Raw genomic sequence first — 12,084 nt, forward strand, 5'->3', positions numbered from 1 at the left:
CTCCGGTGCTTCAGAAGTGACGGCCACTGTCGCGCGGTATTGCAGTGTCGCGCTGGTGTCGTGGTATCACGCTGGTGTCGCACTGGAGCGCGGATTGTTTCCCGGCTCGCGTTTCGAACTGTGTACGAGCATCGCCGCGGGGGACGCCGCGGATCAAGCGCAGGGTGTGGCCTGTGGCGCGGAAGTGACTGTTCCGGTACCGCGTCGCAGTTACGCAACGGGACCGCTGCGAACGCGTCCCCTCTGACCTGCGCCGCGCCCACCTGGTCGGCGGCGAGCGGATCGGCGGCGCACGGATCGGCGGTGCGGTGCGGCGGGCGAGACGGTCGCCGCCGGCGCCGGCAGCGGAGAGCGGACGGAACGGGGTCCCGTGGTGCGTCCCGTATGCGGGAAACTGTCATCCTTGGGTACGGCCTGCGGTCAGCGGATCTGACGGTCGGATGGACGTACGGTCGGCAGGCCGTACGGTCAGCAGGTCGTACGGTCGGTGTGGTGCCGACCGGGCCGCGGGCGTTGGGCTTTCGCCGGAGCCGGGCGTACGGGGCGGGCCCGACGACGACGTCGTACGAAGCGAATGAGGAAGTAGGGGGGCGGGGGGACGATGCCTCGCTGGAGAGAGCTTCCGGAGGAACTCGATCCGCGCGTGCGGGACTTCACCGAGCGGCTGCGCGAGCTGGTCGAACGCGCCGGGCTGAGCGCGAGCGCGGTCGCGGAACGCACCGGCTACGAGCGCGCCGCGTGGGGGCGCTTCCTCGGCGGCAGGGCGCTGCCGCCGCGCGACGCCGTGGCGGCGCTGGCCGAGGCGACCGGAGCCGACGCGGACGAGCTGGACGCGCTGCGGGACGCTGCGGAGCGCGCGGCGCGCGGCGCGGAGGCGCGGCACGACCGCGCTGCGACACCACCCCGTGGCGCCCCCGTGCGCCCCGCGCTCGCGCAGGCCGCACGGCGCGACGGCGCGAGCGCCACGGCCCCGGCGCGGGCCGAGCCGGGGGCGCGCGACGTCGGAGAGGCGGGCGGCTCGACGCGTACGGACGCGAGCGAACCGGCCGCCCCCGACGGCGGCCCGGGCACCGGGCGGCGTACGGCGGCGGCGCCGGCCGCGTCGAACGGGCGCACCCCGCCACGATCCTGGCCGGTCCTTGACCGGGAGCGCGCGCTCGGCAGCGGCCCCACCGCCGCGCTGGTCCGCCGCCCCGGGGCGCGGCGTGCGCCGGCGGGGGAGCGGGCCGTCGCGGGTCGGCAGGCGGCCACCGGCGACGAGGCCACGGCCGACGCCAAGCCGGCGGCCGGCCAGCAGACCACCGGCCGACCGTTGCCCGACCGGGGCCAGCGGGCCCTGCCACAGCCGCGGGCGCCGCGCTCCGAGCCCCGCCGACCGGCCGCCAAGCGTTCGCTCCTGACGGCCCGCAAGGCGCTGACCCGCAAGGCGGCGTCGAACGCGGACCCCACCGCGAGCGGACCGGCGCCCGAGGGGCCGGACCTGCCCGCGCCGTTCGCGGCCGACGCGGACGCCACGGCCAACCCAGCCGACGCGGCCCCCGCAGCCGCCGCGCCGAAGGCGACGCGGCGGCCGGGCGCGGGCGCGAACGAACCGGCGCTGCCGGCGGACACCCTCGAAGCGCGGCGGGCGGCCGACCTCCTCGCGGCGATGCTCAAGGCACGGGACGCGGCGCGCGCGAAGAGCACGGCCAACGAGGAGGCCGGACCGTCCGCCGCCACGCCTGCCGAGACAGCGGCGACAGACCATGAGGGGGCGGACCAGGCGGACCAGACGGAGGCGGGCCAGGGGGCGGGCCAGGCGGAGGCGGAGCCGACGACGGCTTCGCAGGAGCCGGACGCGGCGGAGTCGGGGCCGGCGGCCGAGCCTGACGACGCGCCTTCGTCAGGGGCGGCCACGGGAACGGCGCCGCCTCCAAAGCCCGCCGCCCGGGCTGGTGCGGTGAAGCCGAAGGCCGGCGCCGACGCGGGGCGGGCGAAGGGCCCCGCCGAAGCGCGGCCGGCGACCGATGCGGCCGAGGCGACCGAGGGGGCCGAGGCGACCGAGGGGGCCGAGCCGGGGGACGCGGCGGATGATGCCGCGCGGCCCGCGCCCCGGTTGTCCTGGCCGCGGGCGCTCGCGACACCGACGCCGACGCCGGGCCAGGGCGCGCCGCCGCGCACGCCCACGGGCCTCACACCACGGACCGCCGCCGGCGCACGCCCGGCGCGCCAGTCGTGGGCGCACGGGCCGGCGGAGGCCGACGAGCCCGGGGCGCCGGCGCGGAGCCTGGTGCCGGCGGCCCCGGCCCCGGTCCCGATCCCGGCCGCCGCCGCTGCCGCCGGCGCCACCGGCGCCGGCGCCCGTACCGGTGCGGAGCCCGCGCCACGGGGCGGGTCCGGCGCGCCGCCGAAGCCGGTCGCGGACGGCGAACCGGCCGCGGCCGGCGCACCGAGCGGGCGTTGGCACCGGTTGGGCATGTTCGCCGCGGGCGTCGTGGGCACCCTGCTCGTGGTCGCGGCGGCGATGCTCGTCTTCGACGTCCGGTTCGGGGACGGCGAGTCAAACCGGTCCGCCCCGACGACGACGCCCAGCGCGCCCCTGCCGGACGGGGTCCGGTGCACCGGCGCCGCCTGCGGCGGCAAGGACCCCGAGGCGATGGGCTGCGGCGGGACGCACGCGAAGACCACCACCGACGCCATGGTGGGCGGCGTGTACGTGGAGGTCCGCTACAGCAAGGTGTGCGGCGCCGCCTGGGCCCGCATCGCCCAGGCGGCACCCGGCGACGAGGTGCGCGTACGGGGCGGGGCCGCGGGCGCGGAACGGGGCCAGGAACGGCGCCGGACGGCAGACGCCGACGGCGACGCGTACACCGCCATGGTGCCCGTGCGGTCGGCGAAGCTGGCCACAGCGTGCGTCACGCGAACGACGGGCGAGACCGGGTGCACCAGTTCGTGATGGGCCGTGAGCGGCCGGTGCCGGTGCCGGTGCGGGCGTTGCGGCTTCGCCGGCCGGGTGGTCGAGGATCGCCCGGCCGTACGCGGGGCGCGCCCAAGCGGTGCGAGAACGCCGCCGGCACGGCACGGCGCGACACAGTACGGCGCGGCGCGGGCGTCGGCGGCGAGGCGGGGTGGCGGCGGTGCGGCGGCGGGCGCAGTCGCCCGGCGCGAGGGAGGGTCGGCGGCACTCTTGACGGAGCGTCACGCGGGGTGGCCTGCTTTGCCCTGTTCTGTTGGTGAATTGCGTAGGGGGCGTGACCTTTCGGTGATGGTACGCATCTTGGGGGCATGCGCACGCCAATGCGGGGCAAGCGACTAGTAACCCCCCACGGGTACGGCAAGGCCGCTGGCGGTCGTTCGCGTTTCCTCCTGAGCGCGAACGGCCGCCGCTGGCTTGTCCGGGCCGGCCCCGCCCGACCCACCGGCCCCCCTCCCGGGCCCGCGCGGGCCGCCCCGCGTCCGACCCTTCGGGACGCACGGCCGACCCGCCTCCGGCCCGTCGCCGACACCGCCGAACGCTTCCCCGCGCCGCCGGCCCCGCCCCCGTCGCCCCGCCGCCCCCGCCGGCCTCGGCTGACGCCCCGGCTTCGACCTCGTAGGCCGCCCCGTCGACCGACTCGTACGCCGACCCGCGCCCCACCCCGCGCGGAGAAGGCGCACGGCGTGGGGTGCGGGGCATGGTGCGGGACGAGAGCGGGCCACGAGGCGCACGGCATGGCGCGGGACACAGGGCGCGGCGCCCCGCACGACAATGCGCAGGCCACCGCCCCGGCAGGCCCGTAACACCGCGCGCGCTGGCGCGTCCACGGCAGGCGTGGCCGCCGCGATACGGCAGGCTCAGCCGCTGCCGCAGAGCGGGCTCAGTCGCCGTCGCACGGCCGGTGAGGTGGGACACACCGGGCAGCGGAGTGGGCGTTCGCCGCGTCGGATAGCCTGACGCCGCGTCTCTCGATACCAAGAGACCTCGGAAAATGGGCAGGGACACCCACCGCTAGCTCGCAGCAGGAGATTGCCATGACCCGCACTCCCGTCAATGTCACCGTTACCGGCGCGGCCGGCCAGATCGGCTACGCGCTGCTCTTCCGCATCGCCTCCGGCCACCTCCTCGGCGCGGACGTGCCGGTCAAGCTCCGCCTCCTGGAGATCCCGCAGGGCCTCAAGGCCGCCGAGGGCACCGCCATGGAGCTCGACGACTGCGCGTTCCCGCTGCTGCGCGGCATCGACATCACGGACGACCCGAACGTGGCCTTCGACGGCGCCAACGTCGCCCTGCTCGTGGGCGCCCGCCCGCGGACCAAGGGCATGGAGCGTGGCGACCTGCTGGAGGCCAACGGCGGCATCTTCAAGCCGCAGGGCGCGGCGATCAACGCGCACGCCGCGGACGACATCAAGGTCCTGGTCGTGGGCAACCCGGCCAACACCAACGCGCTCATCGCGCAGGCCGCGGCGCCGGACGTGCCGCGCGAGCGTTTCACCGCGATGACCCGCCTGGACCACAACCGCGCCGTCTCGCAGCTCGCGCAGAAGACCGGCACCCCGGTCAGCGAGATCCGCAAGCTCACGATCTGGGGCAACCACTCGGCCACCCAGTACCCCGACATCTTCCACGCCGAGATCGCGGGCAAGAACGCCGCCGAGGTCGTCAACGACGAGAAGTGGCTGGCGAACACCTTCATCCCGACCGTCGCCAAGCGCGGCGCCGCGATCATCGAGGCCCGCGGCGCGTCCTCGGCCGCCTCGGCCGCCAACGCCGCCATCGACCACGTGCACACCTGGGTCAACGGCACCGCCGCTGGCGACTGGACCTCCATGGGCATCCCGTCGGACGGTTCGTACGGCGTGCCGGAGGGCCTCATCTCCTCCTTCCCCGTCACCACGCAGGGCGGCACGTACGAGATCGTGCAGGGCCTGGAGATCAACGAGTTCTCGCGGACCCGCATCGACGCGTCCGTCAAGGAGCTGGCGGAGGAGCGCGAGGCCGTGCGCGGCCTGGGCCTGCTCTGATCCACCGGCCCGCCCCGGGCCGCTGAGCCTCGCGGTCTTCCGGACTCCGGTCCTCCGACCGGGCGCGCGGGTCGTGGCGCGTACGTCGCGCCTGAGAGAGACACGAAAGGCCGTTCCCCGGCAGCGTGCTGGGGGACGGCCTTCGCCGTGCGACGGGTGTGACGACGGGGCCGTACCGACAGGGCGTGCCGGCGGGGCGGGCCGATGGGGCGTACGTCGGCCAACGGCACGCGTAAGTCATACGAACCAGCAGTTGTCCACAGGGGCCCGGCCCCACTTATCCACAGCCTCTTCCGCTTTTCCCCACGCCCGCCCCGCCTCCTCTAACGTGAAACACAGCTCGCGGATGACACCCCCGCAACCCGTCGGGGACCACGTGCCGTTCGCCGTCGCGTCGACGGGCGGGCGCGTTCTCACCGGACGCGCCCCTGCCGCTGGCGTCGTGACTGGCAGAGCGTCAGGAGCGTGCGCTCAGCGCCGAAGTGGAGGTGAAGCGATGGACCCGCGTGGCGGTGGCAGTGGCCACGTCCACGGTGTAGGCGTCGATGGTCAGCTCGCCCGTCGACACCTTCATCACCATGAAGCCGTGCTGGCCGAAGTCCTGCCAGCGCGCCGGGTGATCGTCATGTGCCTTGCCGTCGCCCTTCTTGCCCGCGGTGCCGCACACGATCTGCCGCGTGCCCCGCGACCGCTTGGTGGGCTCAAGGATCTGCTGGGTGTGATCGTGCCCGGACAGAATCAGATCGGCCCGGCCGCACACCACCTCCTCATACAGCTCCTTGAGGTGCACGCCGCTGGTGTAGTGGCCGACCGTGAAGCCGTCATAGGAGCCCGCACTACCGTGCTTGCCGTTGTTCAGGTACGGGTGGTGCCCGATGACGATCTTCCAGGTGGCACGGGAAGCGGTGAGCGCCGAGTCCAACCAACGCCGCTGCTCGCGCATGTACGGGCCGTCCCAGCGGAAATACGGGTCGAGTTGTGTGACGGTCGAGGCCACCGGGTTGGTGTCCACCGCGAAGAACTCCACCACGGGCGCGCCTCTGCCGGGGCCGGCCGGCAGCGCGGTCGAGTAGTAGCGCGCGGGCATGTGCCAGCGGCGCGACGTCGTCGCGTACGCCACCTCGCGGTCACCACGCGAGGGGTCGCCGCCGCTGCCGGGTATCAGCCCGGAGCAGTCGTGGTTGCCCAGGACCATCAGCCACGGCACGTCGATGCCGGTGTTGGGCTTCTCGAACTTGGTGTGGAACTCGTCGTCGTGCGCCGACTCCGGCCCGTTCTCATACAGGTTGTCGCCCAGGCCAACGGCCAGCCCGACACCCTCGGTGCGGCACACCTTCCTCGCGGCTTCGGCGACGGCGTACTGGGCCTCGTTGCCGGTGCCCGCGTCCCCGGTGACCAGCACCGCATACGAACCCCCGGGCCCCGGCCGGCTGGGCAGGGGGAACTTGTCCACCGGGGCACCGCTCGCCGCCCGCGCGGCCTGCGCCGCCTGAGCTGCCTGCGGTAGCAGGGCGAGCGCCGCCGCCCCGGCCACCGCGCCGCCCAGCACGGTGCGGCGACCCACGCCCGAACCAGCGGCCCCGACGACGGGCTCGGCGGCGGGCCGGCCGGTGGTGACGATGCTGTCGTCGAGGTCGAGCCACTGCCTCTCGGTCAGATCCGGGCGCGGCGGTGTGTATTCGTCATCGCACATGCCAGGTTTCTCGCAGGTAACTTCGACCCGCTGGTGGAGGGGCCGCGAACACCCGGTGAAGGTCTGCGGGCGGCGGGGGAGGAGGGGAGGGGGAGGGGGGGAGGGGGAGGGGCCCCGCCCCCACACGGCGCCTCCGGGACCCCGCCTCCGCCCCCCTCACGCCGCCAACGCCCTCACGCCAACGCCCCCTCCTGCAACCCCCGCCAACGCCCCCACGCCAACGGCCCGCCCCGCGCCGAGCGGCGAGGCGGGCCGTAGAAGAAGCCGAGGTGCGGGTCCTGAGAGTCGGGGCAGCGGACCGGCCAGGCCGTAGGGGCTTGGCCACCTGAGCCGGGTCGGGCTGAGACCGGCCGTAGCGAGTCGCCCCGAAAGAGCCGGCGAATCGCTCCGATAGACCCAGCCGAGCCCCGCCCCTCAACCCGAACCCCAGCCCGAACGAGCCCAGCCGAGGCGCCAATCCGAACCAAGCCCAGGCGCCGCGCCGAGCCCCGAGCGAGCAAGCCACGCAACGGAGGCCAGGCCCCACCAAGCCCAGCCCAGCCCAGCCAAGGCGCCAAGCCGAACCAGGCCGAGGCGCCAAGCCGAGCCCCGAGCGAGCAAGCCACGCGACGGAGATCCAGACCCCACCAACCCCAGCCAAGACGCCAAGCCGAGGCGCCGAGCCCAGACCGACCCGGCGCCGAGCCCAGCCCAGCCGAGGCGCCAAGCCGGACCAAGCCGAGCCCCGAGCGAGCAAGCCACGCGACGGAGACCAGACCCCACCAACCCCAGCCAAGACGCCAAGCCGAGGCGCCGCGCCGAGCCCAGCCCGGCCCGGCACCGAGCCCAGACCGGCCCGGCACCGCCGGCTATCCAGCCACCCGGCTATCCAGCCAACCAGCCAACTGGCCAGCCACCGGCTACCGCGCCCCGACCGGCCACCTACTTGCCGAACTGCTCCTCGAACTTCGCGATGTCGATGACCTCGCTCGCGGGCGGCGGGGTGGTGTCGACGGGCTTCTCGTAGTCGTTCAGCTCGACCGTGCCGGGCTCGTTGCCGCCCACAACGCTGATCTTGAGCGGGTACGGCTTGCCGGTGGCGGCGACGTACATCGTCTGCTTGCCGCCGCCGTCGCTCGGGCCCGTGAGGGGGACGACGAGCTGGCTGCCGAGCTTGGTGGGTTCGCCCTTGGTCAGCTTGTCCTTGGTGTCGCTGTCCGACTTGATGGATGCCTGCATCGCCGACAGGTTGCACATCTCGGCGCTGTCCTTGAGCATTTCGTCGTCGGTGGTGCCGTGGATGTAGCGGTCCTTGAACAGCTCGGCCGCCGCCTCGCCCTCCTTGCCGCCGACGTCGGGCTGCGTCCAGAACTTGGCGTTCGGCTTCATCCAGACCTTGGTGTCGGCCTTGATCAGCTCGGAGCTGGCGCCCTGGGCATCACCGATGGTGCCGTTGCAGTTGCCCTTCTTGTCGAGGGCCAGGTTGATCTTCATCGACTCCGCGCCGGTGCCCTGGTCCATCTTTATGCGCAGCGAGGTCGCGCCGAGCAGGGCCTCCTTGGCCTTGTCGGAGATCTGCTGCGCCGACAGGTCGGCGAGTTCGTTCTTTGGCTCCTGCGACGCCTTGTCGCTCTTGTTGTCGTCGCCGCAGCCCGTCAGGCCCAGCACCGCAACCACACAGGCCGTCGCGGCCAGCACGCCGTACTTCCTCGTCATGGTGAGATCCATCCCCCTCAGTTAACTAGCGGAGGGTGAATTTATCAGCTCTTTACTCCCCAAAGCTTGCCACGCTTAATTACAGGTAGTGAGACAGACCACTTTCCATGAAAAGTGATGCATACGTTGGTGTCTTCCGGGGAGGGGTTCCGGTTGCTGGTGTGACCAGCGGCGGAACATTTCGGTGTATCGGAAGGCAGAACCAACGTGTCGGCGATCGAGACCATCCATGTTGACGGAGAGTGGCGAGCGGCTGCCAGTGGCGCCGAGCGGGAGGTGCTCGACCCAGCGGACGCGACCACCCTCGCAACGGTGGCCGAAAGCGACGCGTCCGACGTTGACGCGGCGGTCGCCGCGGCGCGCCGGGCCTTCGACAGCGGGCCGTGGCCGCGTACGCCGGTGGCCGAGCGCGCCGCGTTGCTGCGCCGGGTGGCCGACCTTCTCCAGCGGGACCGCGAGGAGATCGCGCTGACCGAGAGCCGGGACACCGGCAAGACCCTGGAGGCGGGTCGGGTCGACGTCGACGACGTGACCGCCGCCTTCCGCTACTTCGCCGACCTCGTGATGAACGAGAGCGGCGGCCGGGTCGTGGACGCGGGCAGCCCGGACGTGCACAGCGTGGTCGTCCACGAGCCGGTCGGCGTCTGTTCGCTGATCACGCCATGGAACTACCCGCTGCTCCAGGCGAGTTGGAAGGTCGCCCCGGCGTTGGCCGCGGGCAACACCTTCGTCCTCAAGCCCAGCGAGGTCACCCCGCTGTCCACCGTCCACCTGGTGCGCCTCCTGGTGGAGGCCGGGTTGCCGGCCGGCGTGGCGAACCTGGTGACCGGCGCGGGCGACCCGGTGGGCGCCCGCATGTCGGAACACCCGGACGTCGATCTCGTTTCGTTCACCGGCGGCCTCGCCAGCGGTACGAAGGTCTCCCAGGCCGCCGCGCCGACCGTGAAGAAGGTCGCCCTCGAACTGGGCGGCAAGAACCCCAACGTCGTCTTCGCCGACGCCTGCGCCACCGACGAGGGTTTCGACACCGCCGTCGACCAGGCGCTGAACGCCGCGTTCATCCACAGCGGCCAGGTCTGCTCGGCGGGCGCCCGGCTGATCGTCGAGGAGTCCGTACGCGAGCGCTTCGTCGCCGAACTCGCCCGCCGCGCCGAGCGGATCAAGCTCGGCCGGGGCACTGAGCCCGGCGTCGAGTGCGGCCCGCTCGTCTCGCGGCAGCAGTGGGAGAAGACGCGGGCGTACGTGGAGTCGGCGCTCGCCGAGGGCGCGTCGCTGCGCTGCGGCGGCGGCCAGCCCGAGCCCGCCGCGCACCGCCCCGCCACCGGGTTCTTCTTCGCCCCCACCGTGCTCGACCAGTGCCACCGCGAGATGCGCGTGGTCCGCGAGGAGACCTTCGGGCCCATCCTCACCGTGGAGACCTTCCGTACCGAGGACGAGGCGGTGGCGTTGGCCAACGACACCGAGTACGGGCTCGCGGGCGCCGTGTGGAGCTCCGACGCGGGCCGCGCCCGCCGGGTCGCCGGGCGGCTGCGGCACGGCACCGTGTGGATCAACGACTACCACCCGTACCTGCCGCAGGCCGAGTGGGGCGGGTTCGGCAAGTCCGGCGTGGGGCGGGAGTTGGGCCCCACGGGTCTGGCGGAGTACCGCGAGGCCAAGCACATCTACCAGAACCTGGACCCGCGGCCCGTCCGCTGGTTCGCGGGCTGACGCCCCCGCGGGCACCCCGGCCCGCCCGTCCTCGCGGGCACCCCGGCCCGCTCGTCCTCGCGGGCACCCCCAACCCGCCCGCCCCCGCGGGCGCGCCAACCCGCCCACGGCCGCCGGCGGATCAGCCCGCCGGCCGCCGCGGACCCGCCAGCCCACGCACCCGCGCACCCGCGCGCAAGCGCCAGCACCCTCGCGGGCACGCGAGCCCGCCCCACCCGCGCGGACGCGCCAGCACCTCCCCGCGCGGACCCGCCAGCACCCCCCGCCGCCCCCGGCGGACGTACCAGCCCGCCCACCCCCGCAGGCACGCCAACCCGCCTGCCCACGTCCCACGTTCACGCACGTACCTTGCAGAAGGAGCGACCCTCCATGTCCGTTTACGACTACGTCGTGGTCGGCGGTGGCACCGCCGGCTCGGTGATCGCCTCCCGGCTGACCGAGGACCCGAACGTCACCGTCGCCGTCATCGAGGGCGGTCCCACCGACATCGACCGCCCCGACGTGCTTACCCTGCGCCGCTGGCTCGGCCTGCTCGGCGGCGACCTCGACTACGACTACCCGACCACCGAGCAGCCGCGCGGCAACTCGCACATCCGGCACAGCCGCGCCCGGGTCCTCGGCGGTTGCTCCTCGCACAACACGCTGATCAGCTTCAAGCCGCTGCCCGGCGACTGGGACGAGTGGGCCGAGGCCGGCGCGCGGGGTTGGGACGCGGAGTCCATGGACCCGTACTTCGCCCGGCTGCGCAACAACATCGTGCCGGTGCACGAGAAGGACCGGAACGCGATAGCCAGCGACTTCGTCGCCGCCGCCCAGACCGCGCTCGACGTGCCGCGCGTCGAGGGGTTCAACAAGGCGCCGTTCCACGAGGGGGTCGGCTTCTTCGACCTGGCGTACCACCCGGAGGACAACAAGCGCTCCTCCGCCTCCGTCGCCTACCTGCACCCGCACATCGAGGCGGGCGACCGGCCGAACCTCACCCTCCTCCTGGAGACCTGGGCCTACCGCCTCGAACTCGACGCGGACCGGGCCACCGGCGTGTGGGTGCGGGCCAAGGACGGCACCGAGGAACTCGTCGAGGCGTCGCGCGAGGTGCTGGTGTGCGCGGGCGCGGTGGACACCCCGCGGCTGCTGATGCACTCGGGCATCGGCCCGCGCGGCGACCTGGAGGCACTGGGCATCCCCGTCGTCCACGACCTGCCGGGCGTCGGCGAGAACCTGCTCGACCACCCCGAGTCGGTCATCGTGTGGGAGACCAACGGCCCGATCCCGGACAACTCGGCGATGGACTCCGACGCCGGCCTGTTCGTACGCCGCGACCCCGAATCCCGTGGTCCGGACCTGATGTTCCACTTCTACCAGATCCCCTTCACCGACAACCCGGAGCGCCTCGGCTACGAGAAGCCCGCGCACGGCGTGTCGATGACGCCCAACATCCCCAAGCCGCGCAGTCGCGGCCGGCTCTACCTCACCAGCGCCGACCCGGCCGTCAAGCCCGCCCTCGACTTCCGGTACTTCACGGACGAGGACGACTACGACGGCCGCACCCTGGTGGACGGCATCAAGATCGCGCGCCGGGTCGCGGCGCAGGAGCCGCTGGCCGGTTGGCTGGGGCGCGAGGTGTGCCCGGGCCCTGAGGTCACCTCGGACGAGGAGATCAGCGAGTACGCCCGTAAGGTCGCGCACACCGTCTACCACCCCGCCGGCACCTGCCGGATGGGCGCGGGTGACGACGAACTGGCGGTCGTGGACCCGGAGTTGCGGGTGCGCGGGCTGCGGAACCTGCGCATAGCCGACGCGTCGGTCTTCCCGACGATGCCGGCCGTCAACCCCATGATCGGGGTCCTGATGGTGGGGGAGAAGTGCGCCGAGATGTTGGTGCGCACCCAGACGCCGGGAGGTGCCGCGTGAGCAGCGCCCGTCACTCCCAGGACAACACGCGGGGACCGAAACCGCCGGCGTCGGAACGCGCGCGCTCCGACGCCGCCGCCCCGACCAGCGTGACT

General features: G+C 73.7%; 6 protein-coding genes. 4 read left to right on the plus strand and 2 right to left on the minus strand.

What is annotated here, in order from left to right; genetic code table 11:
- The first annotated feature begins 601 nt into the window (after nucleotides 1-601).
- Both H7H31_RS34175 and H7H31_RS21050 read left to right on the plus strand, forming a co-directional pair.
- Nucleotides 602-2,935 carry a helix-turn-helix domain-containing protein gene (locus H7H31_RS34175; protein WP_232109989.1) on the plus strand — a complete coding sequence of 778 codons (2,334 nt, stop codon included), beginning with the start codon at nucleotides 602-604 and terminating at the stop codon, nucleotides 2,933-2,935.
- Between the two features lie 1,055 nt (nucleotides 2,936-3,990).
- A complete protein-coding gene (locus tag H7H31_RS21050; protein WP_187059916.1) occupies nucleotides 3,991-4,980 on the plus strand; it encodes a malate dehydrogenase in 990 nt (329 codons plus the stop codon).
- 457 nt (nucleotides 4,981-5,437) lie between these two features.
- Here H7H31_RS21050 and H7H31_RS21055 read toward each other — a convergent pair whose 3' ends face one another.
- Nucleotides 5,438-6,673, minus strand: coding sequence for a metallophosphoesterase (locus tag H7H31_RS21055; protein ID WP_187059917.1), 1,236 nt, complete (start codon nucleotides 6,671-6,673; stop codon nucleotides 5,438-5,440).
- A gap of 921 nt (nucleotides 6,674-7,594) precedes the next feature.
- Nucleotides 7,595-8,368, minus strand: coding sequence for a hypothetical protein (locus H7H31_RS21060; RefSeq protein ID WP_187059936.1), 774 nt, complete (start codon nucleotides 8,366-8,368; stop codon nucleotides 7,595-7,597).
- A 207-nt stretch (nucleotides 8,369-8,575) separates the two neighbouring features.
- On the opposite strand from H7H31_RS21060, the gene H7H31_RS21065 reads away from it, so the two are divergent.
- Entirely contained in the window at nucleotides 8,576-10,078 is a 1,503-nt protein-coding gene (locus H7H31_RS21065; protein ID WP_187059937.1) for an aldehyde dehydrogenase family protein, read from the plus strand.
- Between the two features lie 369 nt (nucleotides 10,079-10,447).
- Complete coding sequence (locus tag H7H31_RS21070) at nucleotides 10,448-11,989, plus strand: GMC family oxidoreductase (protein WP_187059821.1); 1,542 nt, start codon at nucleotides 10,448-10,450, stop codon at nucleotides 11,987-11,989.
- Nucleotides 11,990-12,084: the final 95 nt, after the last annotated feature.

Origin of the sequence: Streptomyces buecherae (assembly GCF_014295035.1) — a bacterium.
GTDB lineage: Bacteria > Actinomycetota > Actinomycetes > Streptomycetales > Streptomycetaceae > Streptomyces > Streptomyces youssoufiensis.

Excerpts from the sequence above, each read along its gene's own strand:
- H7H31_RS21050 (WP_187059916.1), top strand. The coding sequence starts at position 3,991 with ATGACCCGCACTCCCGTCAATGTCACCGTTACCGGCGCGGCCGGCCAG.
- H7H31_RS21070 (WP_187059821.1), top strand. The coding sequence starts at position 10,448 with ATGTCCGTTTACGACTACGTCGTGGTCGGCGGTGGCACCGCCGGCTCG.
- H7H31_RS21060 (WP_187059936.1), bottom strand. The coding sequence starts at position 8,368 with ATGACGAGGAAGTACGGCGTGCTGGCCGCGACGGCCTGTGTGGTTGCG.
- H7H31_RS21055 (WP_187059917.1), bottom strand. The coding sequence starts at position 6,673 with ATGTGCGATGACGAATACACACCGCCGCGCCCGGATCTGACCGAGAGG.
- H7H31_RS34175 (WP_232109989.1), top strand. The coding sequence starts at position 602 with ATGCCTCGCTGGAGAGAGCTTCCGGAGGAACTCGATCCGCGCGTGCGG.